This window comes from Pseudomonas fluorescens (assembly GCF_902497775.2).
In the GTDB taxonomy this organism is placed as follows: Bacteria; Pseudomonadota; Gammaproteobacteria; order Pseudomonadales; family Pseudomonadaceae; genus Aquipseudomonas; species Aquipseudomonas putida_F.
Genome location: NZ_OZ024668.1, coordinates 1388904 through 1412081 on the forward strand (window position 1 = coordinate 1388904; position 23178 = coordinate 1412081).

Annotated in this window: 23 protein-coding genes; 15 read left to right on the forward strand and 8 right to left on the reverse strand. The window is 61.4% G+C overall.

Annotated features, from left to right (window positions below; genetic code table 11):
* Positions 1 to 10: 10 nt before the first annotated feature.
* From F8N82_RS06510 to F8N82_RS06520, 3 genes are all read left to right on the forward strand, one after another.
* Positions 11 to 616: an arylesterase gene (locus F8N82_RS06510; protein ID WP_038994448.1), complete on the forward strand. Its 606-nt coding sequence runs from the start codon at positions 11 to 13 to the stop codon at positions 614 to 616.
* Between the two features lie 56 nt (positions 617 to 672).
* The gene (locus tag F8N82_RS06515; protein ID WP_038994449.1) at positions 673 to 954 is read left to right on the forward strand and encodes a hypothetical protein; all 282 of its coding nucleotides are present in this window, start codon (positions 673 to 675) and stop codon (positions 952 to 954) included.
* Between the two features lie 121 nt (positions 955 to 1075).
* Entirely contained in the window at positions 1076 to 2053 is a 978-nt protein-coding gene (locus tag F8N82_RS06520) for a L,D-transpeptidase family protein (protein ID WP_038994450.1), read from the forward strand.
* 129 nt (positions 2054 to 2182) lie between these two features.
* On the opposite strand, the gene oprI is transcribed toward F8N82_RS06520, so the two are convergent.
* Entirely contained in the window at positions 2183 to 2434 is a 252-nt protein-coding gene (oprI, locus tag F8N82_RS06525) for an outer membrane lipoprotei OprI (RefSeq protein WP_003259780.1), read from the reverse strand.
* Between the two features lie 505 nt (positions 2435 to 2939).
* Between oprI and F8N82_RS06530 the strand changes: the two genes are divergently transcribed.
* Positions 2940 to 3224 carry a GNAT family N-acetyltransferase gene (locus F8N82_RS06530; RefSeq protein WP_038994454.1) on the forward strand — a complete coding sequence of 95 codons (285 nt, stop codon included), beginning with the start codon at positions 2940 to 2942 and terminating at the stop codon, positions 3222 to 3224.
* Positions 3225 to 3310: 86 nt separating this feature from the next.
* Here F8N82_RS06530 and F8N82_RS06535 read toward each other — a convergent pair whose 3' ends face one another.
* Both F8N82_RS06535 and F8N82_RS06540 read right to left on the reverse strand, forming a co-directional pair.
* A complete protein-coding gene (locus tag F8N82_RS06535) occupies positions 3311 to 4387 on the reverse strand; it encodes a 3-deoxy-7-phosphoheptulonate synthase (RefSeq protein WP_010222545.1) in 1077 nt (358 codons plus the stop codon).
* A 164-nt stretch (positions 4388 to 4551) separates the two neighbouring features.
* Positions 4552 to 5004, reverse strand: a complete 453-nt coding sequence (locus F8N82_RS06540) for a PilZ domain-containing protein (RefSeq protein WP_038994455.1) — start codon at positions 5002 to 5004, stop codon at positions 4552 to 4554.
* A 116-nt stretch (positions 5005 to 5120) separates the two neighbouring features.
* Between F8N82_RS06540 and F8N82_RS06545 the strand changes: the two genes are divergently transcribed.
* The 10 genes from F8N82_RS06545 to F8N82_RS06590 all read left to right on the forward strand — a co-directional run bounded on the left by F8N82_RS06545 (position 5121) and on the right by F8N82_RS06590 (position 16998).
* On the forward strand, positions 5121 to 6074 hold the full coding sequence (locus tag F8N82_RS06545; protein ID WP_038994456.1) for a putative 2-dehydropantoate 2-reductase: 954 nt from the start codon (positions 5121 to 5123) through the stop codon (positions 6072 to 6074).
* Positions 6075 to 6146: 72 nt separating this feature from the next.
* Positions 6147 to 7055: a 5'-nucleotidase gene (locus F8N82_RS06550; protein WP_038994458.1), complete on the forward strand. Its 909-nt coding sequence runs from the start codon at positions 6147 to 6149 to the stop codon at positions 7053 to 7055.
* Between the two features lie 92 nt (positions 7056 to 7147).
* Positions 7148 to 7645, forward strand: coding sequence for a universal stress protein (locus F8N82_RS06555; RefSeq protein ID WP_010222541.1), 498 nt, complete (start codon positions 7148 to 7150; stop codon positions 7643 to 7645).
* 124 nt (positions 7646 to 7769) lie between these two features.
* On the forward strand, positions 7770 to 8744 hold the full coding sequence (gene cysB / locus F8N82_RS06560; protein ID WP_010222540.1) for an HTH-type transcriptional regulator CysB: 975 nt from the start codon (positions 7770 to 7772) through the stop codon (positions 8742 to 8744).
* Between the two features lie 503 nt (positions 8745 to 9247).
* Positions 9248 to 9727 carry a CS1 type fimbrial major subunit gene (locus F8N82_RS06565; RefSeq protein WP_038994460.1) on the forward strand — a complete coding sequence of 160 codons (480 nt, stop codon included), beginning with the start codon at positions 9248 to 9250 and terminating at the stop codon, positions 9725 to 9727.
* Positions 9728 to 9822: 95 nt separating this feature from the next.
* Positions 9823 to 12354 (forward strand): CS1-pili formation C-terminal domain-containing protein, encoded by a 2532-nt coding sequence (locus tag F8N82_RS06570; protein WP_038999258.1) that lies wholly within the window; start codon positions 9823 to 9825, stop codon positions 12352 to 12354.
* A complete protein-coding gene (locus F8N82_RS06575) occupies positions 12354 to 13568 on the forward strand; it encodes a hypothetical protein (protein ID WP_141231032.1) in 1215 nt (404 codons plus the stop codon). The genes F8N82_RS06570 and F8N82_RS06575 overlap by 1 nt, the downstream gene beginning before the upstream one ends.
* A gap of 131 nt (positions 13569 to 13699) precedes the next feature.
* Entirely contained in the window at positions 13700 to 14434 is a 735-nt protein-coding gene (locus F8N82_RS06580; RefSeq protein ID WP_038994464.1) for a pilus assembly protein, read from the forward strand.
* Positions 14435 to 14471: 37 nt separating this feature from the next.
* Positions 14472 to 15098 carry a response regulator transcription factor gene (locus F8N82_RS06585; RefSeq protein WP_038994466.1) on the forward strand — a complete coding sequence of 209 codons (627 nt, stop codon included), beginning with the start codon at positions 14472 to 14474 and terminating at the stop codon, positions 15096 to 15098.
* Positions 15099 to 15111: 13 nt separating this feature from the next.
* Positions 15112 to 16998, forward strand: a complete 1887-nt coding sequence (locus F8N82_RS06590; protein WP_162195910.1) for an ATP-binding protein — start codon at positions 15112 to 15114, stop codon at positions 16996 to 16998.
* Here F8N82_RS06590 and F8N82_RS06595 read toward each other — a convergent pair.
* Positions 16985 to 17719 (reverse strand): phosphoadenylyl-sulfate reductase, encoded by a 735-nt coding sequence (locus tag F8N82_RS06595; RefSeq protein WP_038999262.1) that lies wholly within the window; start codon positions 17717 to 17719, stop codon positions 16985 to 16987. The two genes, F8N82_RS06590 and F8N82_RS06595, sit on opposite strands and share 14 nt — an antisense overlap.
* A 129-nt stretch (positions 17720 to 17848) precedes the next feature.
* Here F8N82_RS06595 and thrH point away from each other — a divergent pair, with 129 nt between their 5' ends.
* Positions 17849 to 18466, forward strand: a complete 618-nt coding sequence (gene thrH / locus F8N82_RS06600; protein ID WP_038994468.1) for a bifunctional phosphoserine phosphatase/homoserine phosphotransferase ThrH — start codon at positions 17849 to 17851, stop codon at positions 18464 to 18466.
* Between the two features lie 44 nt (positions 18467 to 18510).
* On the opposite strand, the gene pabB is transcribed toward thrH, so the two are convergent.
* The 4 genes from pabB to F8N82_RS06620 all read right to left on the reverse strand — a co-directional run bounded on the left by pabB (position 18511) and on the right by F8N82_RS06620 (position 23033).
* The gene (gene pabB / locus F8N82_RS06605; RefSeq protein WP_038994471.1) at positions 18511 to 19854 is read right to left on the reverse strand and encodes an aminodeoxychorismate synthase component I; all 1344 of its coding nucleotides are present in this window, start codon (positions 19852 to 19854) and stop codon (positions 18511 to 18513) included.
* Positions 19855 to 19981: 127 nt separating this feature from the next.
* Positions 19982 to 20959, reverse strand: coding sequence for an alpha-L-glutamate ligase-like protein (locus tag F8N82_RS06610; RefSeq protein WP_038994472.1), 978 nt, complete (start codon positions 20957 to 20959; stop codon positions 19982 to 19984).
* The gene (locus tag F8N82_RS06615) at positions 20959 to 22491 is read right to left on the reverse strand and encodes an inactive transglutaminase family protein (protein ID WP_038994473.1); all 1533 of its coding nucleotides are present in this window, start codon (positions 22489 to 22491) and stop codon (positions 20959 to 20961) included. Before F8N82_RS06615 ends, F8N82_RS06610 begins: the two co-directional genes overlap by 1 nt.
* Positions 22492 to 22496: 5 nt before the next feature.
* Complete coding sequence (locus F8N82_RS06620) at positions 22497 to 23033, reverse strand: ATP-dependent zinc protease family protein (protein ID WP_026001282.1); 537 nt, start codon at positions 23031 to 23033, stop codon at positions 22497 to 22499.
* Positions 23034 to 23178 lie beyond the last annotated feature (145 nt).

Below are 23178 nucleotides of genomic sequence, written 5' to 3' on the forward strand. Positions count from 1 at the left end.
GGAGAATCCGATGCGAGTGTGGTTATTGAGTGCTGGCCTGGCCTTGATGTGCATGGCCCAGGGCGCAGCAGCGGGGACCGTGCTGATTGTCGGCGATAGTATCAGTGCCGCTTTCGGCCTGGATACCCGCCAGGGCTGGGTTGCCTTGCTGGAGCAACGCCTGAAGACCGAGGGTTTCGACGCTAAAGTGATCAACGCCTCGATCAGCGGCGACACCAGTGCCGGAGGCCAGGCGCGGCTGCCGGCGCTGCTTGCAGAGCACAAGCCGGAGCTGGTGGTGCTGGAATTGGGTGGCAACGATGGCCTGCGCGGGCAGTTGCCAACGCAATTGCAACAAAATCTTGCCTCGATGATCGACAGCTCGCGCAACGCCGGTGCCAAGGTATTGCTGCTGGGCATGCGCCTGCCACCCAACTATGGCAAGCGTTATACCGAGGCCTTCGCCAAGGTGTATGAAAACCTGGCGTCGGAAAAACAGGTGCCGCTGGTGCCGTTTTTCCTCGAAGGGGTGGGCGGTGTGCCCGAGCTGATGCAGGCCGATGGCATTCATCCGGGGCAGGGCGCCCAGGCCAGGTTGCTGGAAAATGCCTGGCCGCAACTAAAACCGCTGCTTTGACGCTTTTATAGTGACCGGCTTTCGGCTAATGTTGCGCCCCCGATTTGGAGCCCCCGATGCCGCGTCCCGCCTGGTCCCTGTATGCCTATCAATTGATCGAGCCTGACGAACAGCTTGACCTGTTCGCCTGCCAGGAGATCCGCGTCCATCTGGTAGCCCGCCAGCTCGAGCTTGGCGGCTCGGCCGACCGTACCCTGTGCGGCACGCTGCTGCCGGCGCAACCGCGCTGGTCGCAGGCCGAACGCAGCATCTACCGTGACCGCCGCCTGTGCTCGCTGTGCAGGGCGATTCTCGATGCCCAGCGCCGGGGCACGCGGCCGGTATGGCCCCAGCTGTAACGCGCTGATATAACCTTTCATCCCCTGTACGGCCAACTGCGCCCGGGACATCTCCCGATTATGCAGGGGGCGGTGTACAATCGATTGCTTGACTCAATTGAATTAGCGAAGGATTTCCCGGATGTTGCCGCGCTTTCCCGCCGTCACCCGTTGCCTGTCCCTGGCCGCCCTGCTGGCGGCAGGTCCCGCTGCTGCGCTGGAGTTCCCCCTGCCGCCTCCCGGTGAAGACGTCATCGGCCAGGTCCAGGTGATCAAGGCCAAGTACGAAGACACCTTTGCCGACATCGGCACCGCCAACGACCTTGGCTACCTGGAAATGATCGCCGCCAACCCGGGCGTCGACCCATGGCTGCCGGGCGCCGGCACCGAGATCATCCTGCCGACCCGCTTCATCCTGCCGCCGGGCCCGCGCGAAGGCATCGTCATCAACCTGGCCGAGTACCGCATGTACTACTACCCGAAAGGGCAGAACGTAGTGCACACCTACCCGCTGGGCATTGGCCGTGAAGGCTGGGGCTCGCCGATTGCCAATACCAGGGTCACGGCCAAGACGCCGAACCCGACCTGGACACCGCCAGCCTCGATCCGCAAGGAACACGCCGAAGACGGCGACATCCTGCCAACCGTGGTGCCGGCAGGCCCGGACAACCCGCTGGGGCCGTTCAAGTTCACCCTGGGCGTGCCGGGCTACCTGATCCACGGTTCGAACAAGAAGTTCGGCATCGGCATGCGCACCAGCCACGGCTGCTTCCGCATGTTCAACAATAACGTGCTGGAACTGGCCAAGATGGCACCGGTCGGTGTACCGGTCCGTATCATCAACGAGCCGTACAAGTTCGGTATCAGTGCCGGCAAGGTCTACCTCGAGGCGCACACGCCGCTGGACGACAAGGGCGACCCGTCGGTGGTCGACAAGCACACTGCGGTCATCAATGCCTTGCTCAAGCGTGAAGACCTGGCCAATAACTTGCGCATGAACTGGGACATGGTCCGTGACGTGGTCGCCACCGAAGACGGCATGCCGGTAGAAATCGCCGTGCCCAATGGTGCGGGTGGCCAGGCACCGATGGTTTCCAGCGTGCCTTACGACATGCAGTAAGCCATTGCTGCTATACCCGAGGCCTGCCATCGTGCAGGCCTCGTCGTTTCTGGCGATGCACTTTATTGGCGGCAACAAAAAAGCCGACCCACAAGTGGGTCGGCTTCCAATAACAATCCCGAAGGACTATTACTTGCGGCTGGCTTTGTCCAGCATACGCAGAGCGCGCTCGTTAGCTTCGTCGGCGGTCTGTTGTGCTTTTTGAGCAGCAGCCAGAGCGTCGTCAGCTTTGCGATAGGCTTCATCGGCACGAGCTTGTGCACGAGCAGCTGCGTCTTCGGTAGCGGTCAGACGAGCTTCGGTTTCTTTGGATACGCTGCTGCAACCGGTAGCCAGGACTGCGGCCAGAGCCAGAGCAGAAAATTTCAGAACGTTGTTCATCGTGTTCCCCTTCAAGGACTTTCTATTAAATAGCCATCTCTCAAGAAAGAGAAACTGGCCGGCGTACATAGTACCCATTACTTGTAGTAAGTAAACTGACAGAGCGCAAGAACTGCAAAAAAATGCGCCTGTCCGGGGTCCGCCACAGCCTTATGTAGAAAAACTGTGAAGGCGCCGCATGCGCGGGTGCTAACAAGTGTAGCAAGTGTGTATTTTGTTGAACTAAAAGTGACTTAAAGTGTCATCCTTCGTCATAGCACTACAACATCCGGCAACTGTTCAGGCCGATGCTCGCTGCGTCTGCGCTTGCACAAGTGGAAGAAATTTGCGACCAGCCACCTTGAGCATCTGGGTAGGGGGCGCCTACTATTTGTACGTGCTCATTTGCCAGAGAACAGCCATGCTCTTCTCGCTGTCCAATGGGGCACGGGGTGGCGTAGAGGTTCCTTCGCCGGATAAACATCGGTAAGGTAGGGTCATAGCACAAGACCCGCGAGGAGTAGTGATGAGCGAGGCGTTGTCCATCCACCATGACCAGGCTGGTCATCAGTTCGAGACCAATGTGGACGGTCATCGTGCTTACCTGACTTACATGGACCTGGGTAAGCAGACCCTGGATATCTACCGCACGTTCGTGCCGAACGCGCTGCGTGGCCGGGGTATCGCTGCGGCACTCACCGAACAGGCGCTCCAGTACGCCGCAGACATGGGCTATACCGTGATCCCGTCGTGCTCTTATGTCGAGCGTTACATGGAGCGTCAGCAAAAGCACGCCACCAACAAGGCCTGAAGAACACGAAGGGCAGCCATCCGTGCTGCTGTTCAATGCACCCACAAAAACGCCGGGCAATTGCCCGGCGTTTTTGTATCTGCCTGTCAGCCGCGCTGGCGTTTGGGCAGTACGTCCTTGAGCTTGGCGTGCATGCTGCGCAGGGTCTTCTCGGTGGACTCCCAGTCGATGCAGGCGTCGGTGATGGACACGCCGTACTGCAGGTCGTTGAGGTCTTTCGGGATCGCCTGGCAGCCCCAGTTCAGGTGGCTCTCGACCATCAGGCCGATGATCGACTGGTTGCCTTCGAGGATCTGGTTGGCGACGTTCTCCATTACCAGCGGCTGCAGGGCCGGGTCTTTGTTGGAGTTGGCGTGGCTGCAGTCGACCATGATGTTCGGTTTGATCTTGGCCTTGGCCAGGGCCTGTTCGCACAGGGCGACGCTGACCGAGTCATAGTTGGGCTTGCCGTTGCCGCCACGCAGCACCACGTGGCCGTAGGCGTTGCCCTTGGTGGTGACGATGGACACGCCACCTTCCTGGTTGATGCCAAGGAAGCGGTGCGGGCTGGAAACCGACTGCAGGGCGTTGATGGCGACGGTCAGGCCGCCGTCGGTGCCGTTCTTGAAGCCGACCGCCGAGGACAGGCCCGAGGCCATTTCGCGGTGGGTCTGGGATTCGGTGGTGCGCGCACCGATCGCCGACCAGCTGATCAGGTCCTGCAGGTACTGCGGGGAGATCGGGTCGAGGGCTTCGGTAGCGGTAGGCAGGCCCATTTCCGCCAGGTCCAGGAGCAGCTGGCGACCGATGTGCAGGCCGTCCTGGATCTTGAACGAGTCGTCCAGGTACGGGTCGTTGATCAGGCCTTTCCAGCCGACGGTAGTCCGTGGCTTCTCGAAATACACGCGCATGACCAGGTACAGGGTGTCGGACACTTCTGCCGCCAGCACCTTCAGGCGCTCGGCATATTCGTGGGCAGCCTTGATGTCGTGGATCGAGCAGGGGCCGATCACCACGAACAGGCGGTGGTCCTTGCCGTCGAGGATATTGCGCACCACTTCGCGACCGGCAGTCACGGTCTGCAGGGCGGTAGCGCTGAGGGGGATTTCCTTCTTGAGCTGATCGGGGGTGATCAAGGTCTCGTTGGAGGCAACGTTTAGGTCATCGATCGGTAAATCAGCCATCGTGTTACTCGTCAGGTCACGGGTGCCGGCCGCCAGCGATCCCCGTGCGGCGGAGCAGCGAAAATTGTACGCAGCGGGGAGCCGAACCTTAGCGCGTTACACCGTGGCTCGACAATGGGCAAGGGTGGCTTTCCTGCAAGGAAAAGCCCACGGGCACGGGGTTTTTACCCCTGAAGGAGGATTTCCCGGGTATGGCTTGCCTCAAGGCTGGCCTCAGAGAACTCGCCGGCGTGCAGGCTGACCCACTGCTGGGCGAGGGCTTCGAGGTCGGCATCGGCGTTTTCGCTCTGGGCCTGTGCCTGGCAGAAGTGCTGGATCTGGCACACCTGTTCGCTCATGCGTGCGCCAAACAACGCCTGCTCGTCAATGAAGGCAATGCCCACCCGATAGCCGTCCTGGTGCTTCTGGCACCAGGCTACGTAACCGGGATAACGCGCTTCGGCGCCGAGGGAGGGGATGATCATTTCCACCGCCATGCCGCGGCGGTAGGCTCGAGGGTGGTTGCAGGCGATTCCGCCCAGGCTGATAGTGTGCAGCCGTTGGCGGAACAGTTTGGGCGACTGACGCAGGGTCAGCTCCACCGGTACATCGTCCGGGTGCAGCAGGAAGCCACGCATGCTCGACTCCGTGTCGTTTTTTTGACCTTGTTCGCTTCAGTATAGTGAAGGTTGGTAAAGCGGTTGATTTGCGTGTAAAAAAATTGGACAAAAAATGAACGCTTGAGGAGAGCAGGATGAACACGAGCAACCCGCGTATCGGCGTGATCGGAACCGGCGCCATTGGTGGCTTTTATGGCCTGATGCTGGCGCGTGCCGGGTTCGACGTGCACTTTCTCTTGCGCAGCGAGTTCGACGTCGTTCAGCACAACGGCTTGCGCCTCGACAGCGCCGTGCATGGCACGGTGCAGATGCGGGTTTCGGCCTATGCCGACGCCGCCGACATGCCGCCCTGCGACTGGCTGCTGGTCGGTGCCAAGACCACCAGCAACGCCGAGCTTGCGCCATTGATCGTCAAAGCGGCGGCGCCGGATGCCAAGGTGGTGCTGCTGCAGAACGGCCTGGGGGTCGAAGAGCAGTTGCGGCCATTGCTGCCGGCCAACCTGCACCTGCTCGGCGGCTTGTGCTTTATCTGCGTCAACCGCGAAGCGCCGGGGGTGATCCGTCATCAGTCGCTGGGTGCGGTGAACCTGGGCTATCACAGTGGCCCGGCGCTGGATGAAGACAGCCGTCTACAGATTGTCGAGGCCGGGGCAGCGCTGTTCCATGGTGCCGGCATCGACTCCCAGGCCATGACCAACCTGGCCCAGGCGCGCTGGCAGAAGCTGGTGTGGAATGTGCCCTACAATGGTTTGTCAGTGCTGCTCAAGGCCAGCACCACGCCACTGATGGCCGATGCCGACAGCCGCGCCTTGATTCAGGCGCTGATGGCCGAGGTGGTGCAGGGCGCGCGGGCCTGCGCTCATGAACTGCCGCAAGGCTATGCCGAGCACCTGTTTGCGGTGACGGAAAAGATGCCCGACTACTGGCCGAGCATGTACCACGATTTTACCCAGCAGCGGCCACTGGAGCTGGCGGCGATCTATGCCGAGCCGTTGGCGCAGGCGAGGGCGGCGGGCTGTGAGTTGCCCAAGATGCAGGCGCTGTATCAGGCGCTGGCGTTTATTGATCGGCATAATCTGCCGGACTGACAATCGCCGGGGCTGCTGCGCAGCCCATCGCTGGCAAGCCGGCTACCACAGGGTATGTAGGAGGAACAGCACATGAGCAAAAGCCTCGGCGACAAACTGGTCGTCGCCATCTCTTCCCGGGCGCTGTTCGACCTCAGCGAGAGCCACCGCCTGTATCTGGCCGAGGGCGTTGAAGCCTACCGCCAGTACCAGATCGAACACGAAGACGAAGTGCTCGAACCCGGCGATGCCTTCCCTCTGGTGCAAAAACTCCTGGGCTTGAATGCCAATCTGGGCCAGGCGCGGGTCGAGGTGGTGCTGGTGTCGCGCAACAGCGCCGACACGGGCTTGCGGGTATTCAATTCGATCGAGCATCACGGCCTGGGCATCTACCGCGCAGCCTTCGTTGGTGGTCGCAGTCCTTATCCATATTTGGCGGCGTTTGGCTGCCACCTGTTCCTGTCCACCGATGCCGATGATGTACGCAGGGCCCTGGAGGCTGGCTTTGCCGCAGCCACCATTCTCTCCGGTGGCGCCCGGCGTGCCGCCAGTGATGAATTGCGCATTGCCTTTGATGGCGATGCGGTGCTGTTTTCCGATGAGTCCGAGCGGGTCTACCAGCTTGGCGGTCTCGAAGCCTTTCAGGCCAGCGAGCGCCAGTCGGCCCGTGAGCCCTTGCGCGGCGGGCCGTTCAAACCATTTCTGGCGGCGCTCAACCTGTTGCAGAAGGAGTTCCCGGAAGGTGCCTGTCCGATCCGCACAGCGCTGGTCACCGCCCGTTCGGCACCGGCCCACGAGCGGGTGATTCGCACCTTGCGCGAGTGGGATATTCGCCTGGACGAGTCGCTGTTTCTCGGCGGCCTGGACAAATCGGCGTTCCTTGAAGCCTTTGCCGCCGATGTGTTTTTCGACGACCAGGCCGGCCATTGCGAACGGGCCCGCAGCGTCGTCGCCACTGGCCATGTGCCCCATGGCATCAGCAACGAACCGACCCTGGGCTGACCGGCAAACCTCTGCGCCGGACGGCCCTGCGGCTGATCTTGGCGCTGCTAAGCTGAAGCTTGCTCTGCCGTCATGGCAGTCGAGGAGGTCGAATGATCCATTCCATGCTGTATGCCACTGACCTCGGTGTTTACGCGCCTTTTGTCATGCAACACGCGCTGGCGCTGGCGCGGACCTTCAACGCAGAGCTCTACGTCATTCATGCGGTCGAGCCCATGGGCCAGTTTGCCGAGTCGCTGCTGCAAAGCTACCTGGACGAGCAGACCCTCGATGAACTGCACAGCGAAGGCGTCACCACGGTGATGGCCAATATCGAACAACGGGTGCTGGAAAACTTTCGTGACGAATTAGGCGAGGAGGCCGACCTGGCCCTGATCAAGGCCGTGCGTGTGCGCCAGGGCGATCCGGCGCAAGTGATTCTGGAGCAGGCCCAGCGCCTGAGTGTCGACCTGCTGATCTTCGGCAGCCACAGCCAGGGCGCTGGCGTCGATATCCCGATCGGACGCACCGCCGTGCGCTTGCTGCAGCTGTCGCCAGTGCCGGTATACATGGTGCCGCTCGCGCAACACCTGGGGCGTAGGAAGTCATAGCTGCGCGACGTAGGTAGGTTCCTGAAAGACTGCTAAAATAGTTCTAGATTTATTCTTCAAACCACTAATATAGTTATAAATCGTCGCTGCTGCCGGTGACGCCCAGCTGATTTGAGGGATACCTATGAAGCTTCAACAATTGCGCTACATCTGGGAAGTGGCGCACCACGACCTCAACGTCTCCGCGACAGCGCAGAGCCTGTACACGTCCCAGCCGGGCATCAGTAAGCAGATCCGCCTGCTCGAAGACGAACTGGGCGTTGAAGTGTTCGCCCGCAGCGGCAAGCACCTGACCCGTGTGACCCCGGCCGGTGAGCGCATCATCACCACCGCCGGCGAGATCTTGCGCAAGGTCGAAAGCATCAAGCAGATCGCCCAGGAATTCTCCAACGAGAAGAAGGGCACCCTGTCGATCGCCACCACCCACACCCAGGCGCGGTATGCCCTGCCACCGGTGATCAGCAGCTTTATCAAGCAGTACCCGGAAGTGGCCCTGCACATGCATCAGGGCTCGCCGATGCAGATCGCCGAAATGGCCGCTGACGGCACCGTCGATTTCGCCATCGCCACCGAAGCCCTGGAGCTGTTCGGCGACCTGGTGATGATGCCGTGCTACCGCTGGAATCGCTGTGTAGTGGTGCCCCAAGGCCACCCGCTGACCAAGCTGCCAAAGCTCACCCTCGAAGCCCTGGCCGAATACCCGATCGTCACCTACGTGTTCGGTTTTACCGGCCGTTCCAAGCTCGACGAGGCCTTCAGTCATCGCGGCCTGACCCCGAAAGTAGTGTTCACCGCTGCCGACGCCGACGTGATCAAGACCTACGTGCGCCTGGGCCTGGGCGTTGGCATCGTCGCCAAGATGGCGGTCGACACCAAGCTCGACAATGACCTGGTGGTGCTCGATGCCAGCGAACTGTTCGAGTCCAGCGTGACCAAGATTGGTTTTCGCCGTGGCACCTTCCTGCGTGGCTTTATGTGCGACTTCATCGAGAAGTTCGCCCCGCACCTGACCCGCGAAGTGATGGCCAAGGCTATCGCCTGCCACAACAAGCAAGAGCTCGAAGAGCTGTTCGAAGGTGTCGAGCTGCCGGTGCACTAAATCGCGCCTGCTTGCCCTCGTTCAGCAACGGCCTGTCAAGGGCTTTTTTGGCTCTTCACGGAATCCAGGGTTGGGATGTTGAGGCTGCGAGTTTATCCATTCAGTGTGGGGCTGCTGTTGGCCCCTTCCGCCTTTACGGCGGCCTACTTTTCTCTTGGGAAAAGGTAGCAATGGTTCCTTTTGCCAAGAACAAAAGGGACCCGCCGTAAGGGCGGAAGGGGCCAACAGCGGCGCCACACCGAATGGATAAGCCCGCAACCCAACCCAAGAATCATAGCCCCCGGGATTCCGTGAAGAACCTTTTTTTTTGTGCGATAGAACATTGATCCTCTTTAGGAAATTTCCCAATTTACCTGGGAGTGGTCCGGCTTTTTGCGTCAGACATCTACCGAATAATCCTCCTCGCCAACTGCCCAGTGCGGTGTGGCACCCGCCGGCGGACGTACCGGCCGTTGGCATGTCATCTGTGACGACTTCACAGGTCTATTCGAGGAGATAATTTTATGAAACGCACTTTTCTGGCCCTGCCTCTTGCTCTGCTGGCTGTTGGCAATGTGTTTGCATCCGACCCGCTCGAAAAGCAGGTTACTGTTGTGGCGACCATTCCCACTGAGAACTTCTATGTCGAGCCGGTGGGCGGCAACTGGATGAACGAACCCCAGAGCATGGCCTGGAACCCGCTGCGCGAGTCGCTTGAACCGATTCGCAAGCAATTGCAGGTGAAAAGCACCACCGGGGCAATTTCTGCCCGTCTGCTCAGCCCGGCAGTGATCAGCAGTGGCGCCAACAGCATCGGCCTGGACGTTGCCGTCAACGGCACCGGCCTGACCACCACTTCGGTTCCGGTCGTCCCGGCGGCAGCCGCCGCGGCCGGCACCCTGGTCGGCTTCGACGTTGCCGCCCAGGCAGCCGGCCCAAGTGGCTACGCACCCGGCAACTATCAGGGCATCGTCAACATGCTGTTCGAGACCGTTTCGCCGTAAGTCGCCAGCCTGGCGATTTTCCGTCCCCTTCTATTCACCCCGCTGCTCATTCGTTCGAACGAGTGCGGGGTGAGTATTGCCTGTGAAAAATGGACATGGCCAATTACTTGTCTCTCGCTGCATCCATTCGACTGGTCCTGGGGTGCCTCGCGCTCTCAGGTACCGCCTGCGTCTGGGCCGATGCTCAGGGCCGAGCCGGACCCTTGGGGGTTCTGAGCCAGGCCCAAGGCTTGCCGCAAGAATTTGGCGAGCACTTCTTTGATGTGCCTCTGGCCGTTCGGGTTGACCTCGACGGGCGCTACCTGGGCGATGCCTTGGTGGTGCTGTCGCGCGATGAGCAGGTGCAACTGCTCGACTTCACCGACACCTTCGAGAGCCAGGCCGGCGAGACCGAGCGCTCACGTTGGCGCGAACAGCTCAAGGAACCAAGGTCGCTGGGCAACTGCCTGTCCAGTTGCCCGCTGGGGCTGGTAGCGTTGCACTACAGTCTGGTGAACTCTCAGCTCTCGATCCTCACTACGTCAGCCGAACGCAGCGATCAGCCGGCGCTTTATCATCAGTTGCCCGAACGTGGCAGTCATGGCTTGCTGCTGCGCAATCAGTTGAACCTGGTGGGGGGTGATCTGGAAACCACTGGTCGTTACGCCGTGCAGGGGCAGGGCAGCTTCGGCAACTGGACTACAGTGGGCGAGGCGCAGTTCGACCGCAACAGCGACTATGACGAGCACACCCGGCATCGTGTGGACCAGCTCTATGCCGAGCGTTTGCACGACCAGCATTTCTTTCGCCTGGGCTATTTCACCCCGGGCGCCCAGGGCCTGACCCGTCAGCCGCGCTTGCTCGGCAACCTGCCTGATACCACGCGCGGCCTGATGCTGGGCAGCAGCGACAGCCTGGCGGTCAACAATGGCCAGGCCAGTGCCACGCCCATCTATGTCACCCCGAACCGTTCGGGCATCGCCGAAATCTACCGCGATGGCGTGCTGATCAACAGCCAGGCGGTACAGGCCGGCCTGCAGGCTCTGGATACTCGGGTGCTGCCAGGGGGTATCTATGAAGTGGAAGTGCGCCTGATTGAAGACAATCAGGAAACTTCCCGCAGCGAAGCCTTCATCTACAAGCCCAGCAACTGGAACAACGCCGAGTCACCCTGGCGCTACAACGTTTATCTTGGTCAGCAGAGCAGCCTGTGGAGCAATTGGGACAAGGACCATGACAACAGCCTGGCCGCTGGCCTGTTCACCAACTATCTGGTGCACCCGCGGGCGGTGCTCGGGCTCTCTGCCCAACGCATCGACGAACTCATGCAGTACGGTGGTTCGCTGGACTGGGATGTGCTCGATCCGCTCAAGGTGTATGGCAGTATTTTTCACACTGAAGACCAGGGCAACGGTTATGACCTGCAAGGCATCTACAGCTATGCGTCAGGTTCGCTGGTGTTCAGTCAGAGCCGCTCATGGCTGGACAGCCGCCGCTTCGAAGACGATCAGCCCGCCGCCTATCGGGACTTTCGCGTTCGCGAGGTGCGCCAGAGCGCGCTGTCGCTGAGCCATCGGGTCGATCGACACAGCACCGCGACATTGCGGGTATCCCACAGCAGCGGTACAGGGGCTGATGGCATGGGCTTCGATGTCGGCTGGGGATACTTCGGCAAGCTGCTGAACTCCGACACCAACTGGCGTCTGTCGCTGTTTGACCGGCCCGGTACCAGCAGCTCCGCAGAAGCGCGCAATCGCGGTGTGACCTTGAGCATGAGCATGAGCCTCGGCGGGCCGGGGCGCAGGGTTTCGGCGACCCTTGGCAGCCGCACGTCGCGCGACGGCGGGCGTGACCAGAATGCCTCGCTGACCTACCAGCAGGATATCGACTATGGCGCTTTGCAGAGCGTGGCCGGCAGTGTTTCGCTGGACCGCTACGGCGCAGGTTTTGGTGGCAGTGCCTTGTTCGAAAGCCCGCTGCTGCACGGCGACGCCTATGCGCAAAACTCTTCCTATAACGGTGAGCTGACCGCCGGCCTGAACCTGGACAGCGTGGTGGCCATCGGTGCTGGCAAAGTGGCGATGTCCGGCCAGTACCTGCCCCATGAAGCCGGTTTGATCGTCGATGTGGACTCGGACCTGCAAGGTGTGCGCATGCGTGCCGATGACCACCATGGCCACAGCGCCGTGCTGCGCCCGGGGCGCAATGTGATTCCGGTCAGCGCCTACAAGGCCGGCCAGGTGCACTTCGATTTCGAAGGCAAAGAAGCCCATGCGGCAGTCATTCAGCCAGCGACGGTCGAATATCACCTCAACCGTGGCGGCGTCGATTATCACCAGATTCGCGTGATGCAGACCCTCACGGTGATCGGCCGCCTGGTCGACGGCAAGGGCCAGCCGCTTCGCGGTGCGCTGGTCATCAACCACGCCAGCCGCAGCGTCAGCGAAGCGGACGGCTTCTTTGCCATCGAGATGAGCGAGTCGACGCCGACCCTGGAAATCCGTCGCGGCGGTGATGCCTTGTGCCTGGTCAGTTTCGACCAGGACAAACACACCCGCGAGAACGACGTTCTGCTGGTGGGTGACCTGACCTGCACTGGGGCCAACGTGGCTCAAGCCGAGTTGAAGCAAATGAAGGAGGATGCGTGATGCATTGGCTGGAAAAACCTCGGTGTGCAGCCCTTGGCGCACTCATCACATTATTGGCGGCGCTGCACTTGGGGCCGTTCACCGGCGTTGCCCAGGCCAGCGTGGTGGACATTACGGCCGAATACATACCCAGCCATTCAGGCAGGCCTCCCAGTGGCTTCGTCAACACTACACCGCAGGCAGCTTTCTGTTCGGGGTTAGTGGTTTGTGCCGCCAGTGAGTATCGATACACGGTCAATTTGCCGCTGAGCTTCTCTACGGCGTTTATTCACCGGGCACCGAATCCGCGCGACACCTATTTCTTTCGGCTGCCGTCGACCAGGACCCTGAATCTGGTCAATGAGCATGGAGAATCTTTCTCTGCCCAGTTCCGGCCCACGCATTTCGGCTTGAGGATTGTGCCGGGCCTTACAGTTCATGTGGCAGGGGGTACCAGCGGCGCTTGCGAAAATGTGGGGCTGATTGAAGATCGAACCGCCACTCAGTATGTCGGCCGAGTGAATCCGCAGGTGCTTGGCGGCTGCTACATGAACGCGCGCAGCGGCAGTGCTGGGGCCGTGGTGAATGTCGACAGCACTGTTCAGGGCCTAGCTTTCGAACTGCAATTGCCTTCGCCCATCACGCTGAAGAACGGCCTCTACCGGGCCCAGTTGCAATTGAGCGTCGGCGGCAATGGCGCCGACTTAGATCTGGGGAACCGACTGACCAGCGTCAGCACCGACTTGCTTACCCTGAATTTCGAATTCACCGTCAAGCACCCCTTGAAAATTGAGTTTCCCGCCGGTTCCGAGCGCGCGGTGCTTGAACCGCCCGGTGGCTGGGCGGGCTGGATCAATCGGGGCTCCCCACCCCAGCGGCTGTACCGGGTGGTGCCGTTTCGAATCTGGACCACGGGTGCGATCAGCGTGCATACCCGTTGCGAATACGACCTCGGTGGGCGCTGTGGCATTCGCGGTCGCGGCGGCCATCAGGTTCCACTGAAAGTCGCCCTGACCCTGCCGGCCAGTATGAGGCACCTGGGTGCGCCGGTGGACAACCTGGTGTTGCCGGTTGGCGCTCCCGCCTCGCTCACCATCGAAACCGTCGAGGCCACGCTCGACCGCCAGGCGCGCCTGCTGTTCGAAGTGAATCAGGCAGATACCGCCTCGATGCTTATGTACCCGGGCGAGACCTTTCAAGGGGATGTGACGCTGGTGCTGGATGCTGCGCTGTAGGCCACTACTAGTCTGTACTAATGGAAATTTCGCTATCAGTTAAGGAAGTTTCCTACGGTCATGCGGGTTGCTCGCCTCGGTTGAGTGCCTGAGAATGATATTAATTAGCCAGTTTGCTGGGAGCTAAAGTTATGAAGGGAATGCTGGCAGTAGTACCTCTGCTGTTGCTAATGGCCACAACCGCGTTCGCCGGTCCTGAACTCAACATCGGTACGCTCTACGACTACCTCGACAGCGACAAGAGCACGCTGCTCAAACGCGTGCGCAATAGCGGCGATACCACCGCCTTCGTCAAGGTCAGCGTCGTCGAGCTGGTCTACGACGAGCAGGGCCGAACGCGTGAGGTCGAGATGGATGGCCGCGAGGCCTTGGAGCGTGGCCTGGTGGTGAGCCCGGCGCGGCTGATCATCCCCGCCAGTGGCATGCAGGCGGTGCGCCTGCTCTATCGTGGTGAGCGTGACAACGAGCGCTACTTCAGGCTGCGCTTTATCCCGGTGCTGCCGGAGGTCAACGATGGTTTTGCGGTTACCGAAGATGAAGCCGAGCGTTATGAAAGCGCACTCAAAGTCGGTGTCAATATCCTCGCCGGCTACGGCTCGATTCTGTTCGTAAGGCCGTTGGCTGCCCGCTACCAGACCGAGGTGGTGCATGAGGCCGAGCGCTTTCTGATTCCCAACCAGGGCAACACCACCATCGTTCTCGATCATTTCAATGACTGTGCAGCAGGCAACCAGGATTGCGCTCCTGCCACCAAGCACCATGTATTGCCGGGCAACACGCGAGCATTCGAGAAAAAGGCCGGGCGCTTGTACCGCTTTGAACTGGTAGAAGGCGACCAGCGCCGTGAAATTACTTTCAAGGGGTGAAACCGGGGCCCGTCAACGTCATGGTATGAGGGAAAGCATGAGTAGTGTCCTGATCGTGGATGATCATCCGTTCATTCGCTCCAGCGTCAACCTGTTGCTGGTCAGCGAGCGCTTCACCGTGGTCGGCCAGACCGATAACGGCGTTGACGCCGTGCGCCTGGCCCGTGACTTGAGCCCGGATCTGATGATCCTTGATATCAGCATTCCGGGGCTGGATGGCCTGGAGGTCATCGCACGGGTAAAGGCCATGAAACTGGCAGTGAAGATTCTGATATTGACCTCCCAGCAGGCGGAATACTTTTCCTTGCGCTGCATGAAGGCGGGGGCGGTCGGCTATGTGTCGAAAACCGATGACCTGTGCGAGCTGAGCAAGGCGGTGCATGCGGTGATGTCCGGCTACACCTATTTCCCTGAAGTGGCGCTCAGCTCGGTGAGCAAAATCGATGTTCGCACCACCGAGGCCGAGTGCATCGCCAGCCTGACCAATCGCGAGCTGCTGGTGTTGCAGCAGTTGGCGCGTGGCTTGAGCAACAAGGCCATTGGTGAGGCGATGCTGCTGAGCAATAAAACCATCAGTACCTACAAGACTCGACTGATCGAGAAGTTGAGGGTCAAATCGCTGGTGGACCTGGCGGATGTCGCCAAGCGCAATCTGCTCGTTTAGGTTGCCGGATTTTGTGCCTTCGCGATTGCTGCACGTGCTGTTGCTGCTGGCCTGCTTGTGCCCGGCCCTGGGCGCTACGGCCCAGGAGCTGCCGCAAGGTATCTGGCCGGATGCGATTCGCGGCTTGCAAGCCTTCGAAGCTCATGCCCACACGGTGGTGGTGCAAAATCCCGCGTTGGCGATAGTCGACAGCTTCTGGCACAAGAATGGGCGCCTGATTGCCCAGGTATGCGCCGTGGTTGGCAGTTTGCTGGCTTTGGCGCTGGTGTGGATTCACTACCTGCGCCAGTCGATTCGCAAGTGTGAGCGGGCCGAGCGAGCCTTGACCGAGATGTACGCCGAGTTGCAAACGGCCAAGGAGCAGGCAGAGGCGGCCAATCAGGCCAAGACGACGTTTCTGGCAACCATGAGCCACGAGATCCGTACGCCGATGAATGCCCTGCTGGGCATGCTCGAGTTGGCCCAGGAAAAGGCCGATCAGGGCGTGCTGGATCGCCTGGCGATCGAGGTGGCATCGAGTTCGGCGCGCGGTTTGCTCGAACTGCTGGGCGATGTGCTGGATGTCACTCGCATCGAATCCGGGCACCTGGTGCTCGAGCCTCGCCGCACTCAGCTGCGCCCGCAGGTGGAAGGGGTGGTACGCATGTTCGACCAGCAGGCTGCGAGCAAGGGCTTGCGCCTGTGCCTGGAGGTTGCCGGCACGCTGGACTGCGACGTATTGCTCGATGCTCCGCGCTTCAAGCAGATCCTCTCCAATCTGATCAGCAATGCCATCAAGTTTACCCGCGAAGGCGTGGTGCGGGTGCGCCTGGACGCCCGGCGCAAGGCCCAGCGGGTGGCGGTTACGCTGGTGGTGGAAGATACCGGTGTAGGCATTCCCATGGCTGACCTGTCACGCATGGGCATGCCCTACAGTCAAGCCAGCAATAACCGCCAGGCTGGGCGCAACGGTGCCGGGTTGGGGCTGAGCATCTGCCGGATGCTGTGCGAACTGATGGGCGGGCGCATGCTGCTGGACAGCAGCGTCGGTGTCGGTACACGGGTTGAGGTGCAGGTGAGCCTGGCCTGCCTGCCTTCTTCGACGGCGGCCGATGCACCGGGCAGGCGCCGGCAGGGCAGCGGCGGGGCGCAGGCGTTGAGGGTGCTGGTGGTGGATGACTATCCTGCCAATCGCATCCTGTTAATGCACCAGCTCAGCTACCTGGGCCATCGCGTGCGCGTCTGCGAACACGGTGGCGAAGGTTTGCGCTGCTGGCTGAAAGAGCCTTTCGATGTAGTCATCGCCGACTGCAATATGCCGATATTCGATGGCTATCGGTTGGCCAGGGCGATCCGTGAGCATGAGCGGCGAACAGGCAACGCTGCCTGTCGGGTGCTGGCGGTGACTGCCAATGCTCAGGCTGCCGAGCGCGCCCGCTGCCAGGCTGCCGGGATGGATGCCTGCCTGTTCAAACCGTTGAGCATTGATGATCTGGCGCTGGCCCTGGGGGTGACGCCTGGCCTTGCACTTGCCGTGGCTGAGCCCGAGCAGCCGCCGGTCCCGCCGGGCGTGGATATTTCCAGCCTGAGAGTACTGGCCGCAGGCGACGAGGGCAGGGTCAGGTCGTTGCTCGGTGATCTGCTGAGCAGTAATCGCCAGGATCTGCACCGCCTCGACCGCCTGCATGATGGCAAGGACCTGGTGGGCCTGGCCGACCTGGTGCACCGCCTCAAGGGCGGTGCGCGGATGATCCGCGCACATGATCTGCTGGCGATCTGCGCCCAGCTCGAACACGCCTGCGCCTCGCGTGCCCCGGCGCACCGGGTCAGCCAGTTGGTGGAAATGCTGCGCCAGGCCATCGTCGATCTTGAGCAGCACCTGGAGCGCTATTGTGCGTACGAGGAAATCAGCCCTTGGTGATCAGGTTGCCGGCGTGCAGCCCGCATTCCTTTTGAGTGGCTTCCTCCCACCACCAGCGGCCTTCGCGTTCGTGCTGGTTCGGCAGTACCGGGCGGGTGCAGGGTTCGCAGCCGATGCTGATGAAGCCGCGCTCGTGCAGGCTGTTGTACGGCAGCTCGAGCATGCGGATGTAACCCCAGACTTCTTCGCTGCTCATCTGCGCCAGCGGGTTGAACTTGTACAGGGTGTGCTCGGGGGTGGAGAAGGCGCTGTCGATTTCCAGCGCGGCCACCTGGCTGCGGGTGCCCGGGCTCTGGTCGCGGCGCTGGCCGGTGGCCCAGGCGCTGACCGTGCTCAGTTTGCGCCGCAGCGGTTCGATCTTGCGGATGCCGCAGCACTCGCCATGGCCGTCCTTGTAGAAGCTGAACAGGCCTTTTTCTTTGACCAGCGGCTCAAGCTTGCTGTGGTCGGGGGAGAGGATCTCGATCGGCAGCTTGTACTGTTCGCGCACCTGGTCGATGAACCGGTAGGTTTCCGGGTGCAGGCGACCGGTGTCGAGGCTGAACACCTTGACGTTCTTGTTCAGCTTCCAGGCCATGTCCACCAGCACCACATCCTCGGCGCCGCTGAAGGAAATCCACAGGTCATCGCCAAAGTGCTCGAAGGCCAGCTTGAGGATGTCTTGCGGGGACTTGTTGGCGTAGGTCGCGGCCAGGGCGGCGACGTCGAAGGGTTGGCTCATCAGGCGGCTTCCGGTCATTGAATGGCGCTTGGCGCTCGTAATACCCTGATCTTAACAAAAATTGCCGGGGTAGACGCCGCGCATGTAGAGTGCGGCTTCCCATTTTTGGCGTTGTTCGAGGAGTGTGCTGTGGAAATTGCCTGTCTCGACCTGGAAGGCGTATTGGTCCCGGAAATCTGGATCGCCTTTGCGGAAAAAACCGGAATCGAATCGCTGCGGGCCACCACCCGTGACATTCCTGATTACGACGTGCTGATGAAACAGCGCCTGCGCATCCTCGATGAGCACGGCCTGAAGCTTTCCGATATCCAGGCGGTGATCGCCACGCTCAAGCCGCTGGACGGCGCCATCGAGTTCGTCGACTGGCTGCGCGAGCGCTTCCAGGTGGTGATCCTTTCCGACACCTTCTACGAATTCTCCCAGCCGCTGATGCGCCAGCTGGGCTTCCCGACGCTGTTGTGCCATCGCCTGATCACCGACGAAAACGACCGGGTGACCGGCTACCAGCTGCGCCAGAAAGATCCCAAGCGCCAGTCGGTGCTGGCCTTCAAGAGCCTGTACTACCGGGTGATTGCCGCAGGCGATTCGTACAACGACACCACCATGCTTGGCGAGGCAGATGCCGGGATTCTGTTCCATGCCCCGCAGAACGTGATTCGCGAGTTTCCGCAGTTCCCGGCGGTGCATGATTTTACGGCGTTGAAGCAGGAGTTCATCAAGGCTTCGAAGCGGTCGTTGAGCCTGTAGGGTCTCATCGCGGTGCGACGCCTCGACTTGCCCCGCGATGCTTTTCAGAGGCTTTGCAAGGTCTCGAGCAACACCTTGACCTTGGTGATCGACTCGTCGTACTCCGCCTGGCAGTCCGAGTCCGCCACCACCGCGCCACCGCCCCAACAGCACACCTGGCCGTCCTTGACCAGCAGGCTGCGGATGGCGATCGAGCTGTCCATCTCGCCGCGTACATCCACATACAGCAGTGACCCGCAGTACAGCGCCCGGCGGCTGGGTTCCAGTTCGTCGATGATCTGCATGGCGCGGATTTTCGGTGCGCCGGTGATCGAGCCGCCGGGGAAGCTGTCGGCGATCAGGTCCAGGGCGTCCTTGCCGGCCGCCAGGCGCCCGGTGACGCTGCTGACCAGGTGATGGACGTTGGGGTAGCTCTCCAGGCTGAACAGCTCCGGGACCTTCACCGAGCCGACTTCGCAGGTACGCCCGAGGTCGTTGCGCAGCAGGTCGACGATCATCAGGTTCTCGGCGCGATCCTTGCTGCTGGCCAGCAGTTCGGCGGCGTTGCGTGCATCTTCGTCAGCATCACTGCTGCGCGGACGAGTGCCCTTGATCGGCCGGGTCTCCACCTGGCCATTGCTGACCTGGATGAAACGTTCCGGCGAGAAGCTCAGCAGTGCGCTGCCATCGGCCAGCAACTGGAACCCCGAGTATGGCGTCGGGCACGCCTGGCGCAGGGCCTGGTAGGCGCGCCAGGGGTCGCCCTGGCAGGGTGCGCGAAAGCGCTGGGTGAGGTTGATCTGGTAGCAGTCGCCGGCATGGATGTACTGCTGCACCCGATCGAACGCCTGCTGGTAGCGTTGTGCGCTGATATCGCCGCGCATTGGCGCTTGCAGGGCGAAGCGGGCGGTGTCGGTAGCTGGCGGCGCCTCGAACAGCGCGATCAGGCGCTGGCGCTCGGCTTCTGCCAGGCTCGGATGAAACAGCAGCTGGCTGCGTTGCAGGCGATGATCGCTGATCAGCGCCCAGGCATACAGGCCAAGGCTGGCATCGGCCAGGCCCAGGTCATCGACGGCGATGCTCGGCAGTTGCTCCAGACGCCGGCCAAAGTCGTAACTCAGATAGCCGATCAGGCCGCCGGCAAACGGCAACTCGATGCCCTCCGGTACCTGCGCCTGGCCTAGCTGCACCAGGCTGCTGCGCAGGCGCTGCAGGTAGGCACTGCCGCTCTCATCCACAGCGGGCGCCAAGGTCTGTAGCGGCCAGGCGCTGAGCAGGTCAAAACGACCGCGCTCGGCGGTCGGTCTGGCGCTGTCGAGCAGCACGGCGCCTGGCGCCTTGCGGATACGTGCAAAGTAGGCCGCAGGGTCGGGCTGGTAGGGCAGGGGGTGGAGCGTACAGGTCGGCATGCAAGTAACAGCTATGAATGCGGGGAGGCGATTGTAGTCCTCTGTAGGAAATGCTCCTAGCGCTGACTACGTCATTGAGTCTCCAGCCCGCGTCAGCCGGGCAGGCTGACGCGAACAGGATGTTGACTCAGCTCGGCACGTGGCCGAACAGCTCCTGGGCGAAGCGCACGCGCTCTTCGGCGCTTTCCTGGCGGCCGTCTTTGGCCAGTTGCTCCAGGTGCGCCTCGACCGCGTGGGTACGCAGGGTCAGGCCGCAGTCGTTGGCGATCTGGATGTTCAGGCCAGGGCGGGCGTTAAGCTCGAGGATCAACGGGCCCTTGTCCTGGTCCAGCACCATGTCGACACCGATGTAGCCCAGGCCGCACAGCTCATAGCAGCCGGCAGCGAGCTTCATGAAGCCGTCCCAGTTCGGCAGTTGCACGCCGTCCACCGCGTTGGTGGTGTCCGGGTGCTTGCTGATGATGTTGTTCAGCCAGGTGCCGCGCAGGGTCACGCCGGTGGCAAGGTCGACGCCGACGCCGATGGCGCCCTGGTGCAGGTTAGCCTTGCCGCCGGACTGGCGGGTCGGCAAACGCAGCATGGCCATGACCGGGTAGCCCATCAGCACGATGATGCGGATGTCCGGCACGCCTTCGTAGCTGATGCTCTTGAAGATCTGGTCCGGGGTGACCCGGTACTCGATCAGCGCGCGGTCGCGGTGACCGCCCAGGGAGTAGAGGCCTGTGAGGATACTGGAGATCTGGTGCTCGATTTCTTCGTGGCTGATGATCTTGCCCGAGACCGTGCGGTAACGGTCTTCGAAGCGATCGGCAACCACCAGGATGCCATCACCGCCGGCACCCTGGGCAGGTTTGACGACGAAGTCGCTACGCCCGCCGATGATTTCCCCGAGCTTGTCGATCTCTTTCTCGGTGGAGATGATCCCGTACATTTCCGGCACATGGATGCCGGCCTGGATCGCACGCTCCTTGGTGATGATCTTGTCGTCGACGATCGGGTACAAGTGGCGCTTGTTGTACTTGAGGACGTAGTCCGCATTGCGCCGGTTGATACCCATGATGCCCCGGGCCTCCAGGGCTTTCCAGGTTTTCCAGAGACCGAACATCAGGCGTCAGCCTTCACGAAAGCCTTGAAACGCACCAGCTCCGTCAGGCGGTAGCCGCGGTAGCGACCCATCGCCAGCATGAAGCCGACCAGTACCAGCAACACTGCCGGGAAGGTGAAGACGAAGTACACCAGCTCCGGCACGCTCATCAGCAGGTGTGCGAGGGAAGCTGCGAACAGGGTGCCGATCGCCACTTTCATGGCATGGCCACCGCCACGCTCTTCCCAGGTGATCGACAGGCGTTCGATGGTCATGGTCAGGATCACCATCGGGAACAGCGCTACCGACAGGCCGCGTTCCAGGCCCAGCTTGTGGCTGAACAGGCTGATGGCGGCGATCAGCACCACGACGAAGGTCAGCACCACCGACAGGCGCGGCAGCATCTGCAATTTCAGGTGTTCAAGGTAGGAGCGTAGTGACAAGCCGAGCGCGGTAATCACCGTGAACAGGATGATGCCGAAGCCCAGTTGGGTTTCGCGGAAGGCCAGGGCGATCAGTACCGGGGTGAAGGTACCCAGGGTCTGGATGCCGATCAGGTTGCGCAGTACCAGGATCACCAGCACGCCGATCGGGATCATCACCATGATCATGAAGGTCTGCTGGGTCTGCAGCGGCAGGCCGTACAGCGAGTATTCGAGGAAGTCCGCGTCGGTGTTCTCGTCGGTCAGCTTGGCCAGGCGAATGGCGTTCATTTCGCTGTTGTTGAGGCTGAAGCTGACGTTGGCTTTCTTGCCGCCGTCGACGGTGATCAGGTTGTCATCACCGGTCCACCACAGCAGGCGGTCGGCTGGCAGGCCTTGCTCACCGGTGTCCGGGTTGAAGTACAGCCAGTCGGTGCCGTTGAAGCTGCGCAGCCACAGTTCCGGGGTTTGCGGTTGGTCGGCAACCAGGCGGATGGTGTGGACTTTCTCGATCGGTACGTGGGCAATCGACAGCAGCAGGTCGATGACCTTGGCCTTGTTCAGCGACGAGGTGTCGCCGGCCAGCAGCAGCTTGACGTTGTCGTCGTTGAGGTTGTTGACCCGCTTGATGGTCTCGCCGACAAAGGTTTCGACGTCGGCCGAGTGCTGGCGAATAGGTGCCATCAGGGCTTCGGCAGCGATCTTCTCGGGGCCTTCCACCGCCAGGCTGTCACGGAAGGTCGGGCCTTTGATCTTGGCCTTTTCGGTGCTGTAGCGCTTGGTCAGCACCAGACGGTAGTAGAGGGTCTGGTTACCGCTGGCGCGGCGCGCCGACCAGGTCACCTTGCGGTTACCGTCAACGCGGTTGACGCTGACGCCGTAGTTGTTGGAGATGAAGCTCTCGTTGAGGCTCACATAGTCGCGGCTCAGCGGCGGCACGAACATCTGCACCTTGACCGGATCCTTGGGGCTGGCGACGAACTCGACCTTGGCGTCGATGTTCCACAGGTCATCGGTTTCATCCTCGGTCACCGGAATGCCGAGAAAGAAGATCTGATAGGCCGTGACCAGGATGCCCAGTAGCACCAGGACGGTAATCAGGACTTTCAGATGGAGGGTAAGAGAGCGCATCAGGATTACTCTGCGGTGTGAGCGTCAGTGGCGCAGGCGGGTTTGCCGGCAGCGTATTTAAGGCTTGGATCGACCAGCGCGTCGAAGTGCTTGAGGGCCTCGGAACCGATCAGCAGCGGATACTGGAACGCGCTGCGGTCGGTCAGGTTCACTTCGATGCTGCGCAGGGCCGTACCCATGCAGATGTTCATGGCAATCACCGGGCGGGCGGTATAGGCCTTGCCTTCGTCCGGGTCGTAATCACCGGCGCGTCGCTTGATCTTGCTGACGCGGGCCAATGGTCGTTCTATCGGATGCGAATGGGCAGCGTCAATTGCCAGGTAGAAGCGTACCCAGGATTCACCGTTGCGCTTGAAGCGCTTGATGTCGCGGGCACTGAGCGAGGCGGTCTTGGCCCCGGTGTCGAGTTTGGCCGCCACTTCCAGGTCGATATCGGCCAGGCGGGCGTATTCATTAAGGCCGTACACGGTCTTTTCCGCCGCCTGGCCAAGGGCCGGCAACAGACAGAGGCTGAACAACAGTGGGAGGGGCGTAAGTCTCATAAATCCTGGCGCGGTGCTGTGCGATGTTCGGGTCAAGGCCACTGGCAGTACTGCGCAAGCTTCCTCGTTAACCTGCCACCTGCATAAACAGATGACAGACACACTATTCGTGCCCCGTCGGGAGGCGCGGCATTCTATCACGCTG

Coding starts and splice junctions, on each gene's coding strand:
- F8N82_RS06510 (WP_038994448.1), top strand. CDS start 11: ATGCGAGTGTGGTTATTGAGTGCTGGCCTGGCCTTGATGTGCATGGCC.
- F8N82_RS06515 (WP_038994449.1), top strand. CDS start 673: ATGCCGCGTCCCGCCTGGTCCCTGTATGCCTATCAATTGATCGAGCCT.
- F8N82_RS06520 (WP_038994450.1), top strand. CDS start 1,076: ATGTTGCCGCGCTTTCCCGCCGTCACCCGTTGCCTGTCCCTGGCCGCC.
- oprI (WP_003259780.1), bottom strand. CDS start 2,434: ATGAACAACGTTCTGAAATTTTCTGCTCTGGCTCTGGCCGCAGTCCTG.
- F8N82_RS06530 (WP_038994454.1), top strand. CDS start 2,940: ATGAGCGAGGCGTTGTCCATCCACCATGACCAGGCTGGTCATCAGTTC.
- F8N82_RS06535 (WP_010222545.1), bottom strand. CDS start 4,387: ATGGCTGATTTACCGATCGATGACCTAAACGTTGCCTCCAACGAGACC.
- F8N82_RS06540 (WP_038994455.1), bottom strand. CDS start 5,004: ATGCGTGGCTTCCTGCTGCACCCGGACGATGTACCGGTGGAGCTGACC.
- F8N82_RS06545 (WP_038994456.1), top strand. CDS start 5,121: ATGAACACGAGCAACCCGCGTATCGGCGTGATCGGAACCGGCGCCATT.
- F8N82_RS06550 (WP_038994458.1), top strand. CDS start 6,147: ATGAGCAAAAGCCTCGGCGACAAACTGGTCGTCGCCATCTCTTCCCGG.
- F8N82_RS06555 (WP_010222541.1), top strand. CDS start 7,148: ATGATCCATTCCATGCTGTATGCCACTGACCTCGGTGTTTACGCGCCT.
- cysB (WP_010222540.1), top strand. CDS start 7,770: ATGAAGCTTCAACAATTGCGCTACATCTGGGAAGTGGCGCACCACGAC.
- F8N82_RS06565 (WP_038994460.1), top strand. CDS start 9,248: ATGAAACGCACTTTTCTGGCCCTGCCTCTTGCTCTGCTGGCTGTTGGC.
- F8N82_RS06570 (WP_038999258.1), top strand. CDS start 9,823: ATGGCCAATTACTTGTCTCTCGCTGCATCCATTCGACTGGTCCTGGGG.
- F8N82_RS06575 (WP_141231032.1), top strand. CDS start 12,354: ATGCATTGGCTGGAAAAACCTCGGTGTGCAGCCCTTGGCGCACTCATC.
- F8N82_RS06580 (WP_038994464.1), top strand. CDS start 13,700: ATGAAGGGAATGCTGGCAGTAGTACCTCTGCTGTTGCTAATGGCCACA.
- F8N82_RS06585 (WP_038994466.1), top strand. CDS start 14,472: ATGAGTAGTGTCCTGATCGTGGATGATCATCCGTTCATTCGCTCCAGC.
- F8N82_RS06595 (WP_038999262.1), bottom strand. CDS start 17,719: ATGAGCCAACCCTTCGACGTCGCCGCCCTGGCCGCGACCTACGCCAAC.
- pabB (WP_038994471.1), bottom strand. CDS start 19,854: ATGCCGACCTGTACGCTCCACCCCCTGCCCTACCAGCCCGACCCTGCG.
- F8N82_RS06610 (WP_038994472.1), bottom strand. CDS start 20,959: ATGTTCGGTCTCTGGAAAACCTGGAAAGCCCTGGAGGCCCGGGGCATC.
- F8N82_RS06615 (WP_038994473.1), bottom strand. CDS start 22,491: ATGCGCTCTCTTACCCTCCATCTGAAAGTCCTGATTACCGTCCTGGTG.
- F8N82_RS06620 (WP_026001282.1), bottom strand. CDS start 23,033: ATGAGACTTACGCCCCTCCCACTGTTGTTCAGCCTCTGTCTGTTGCCG.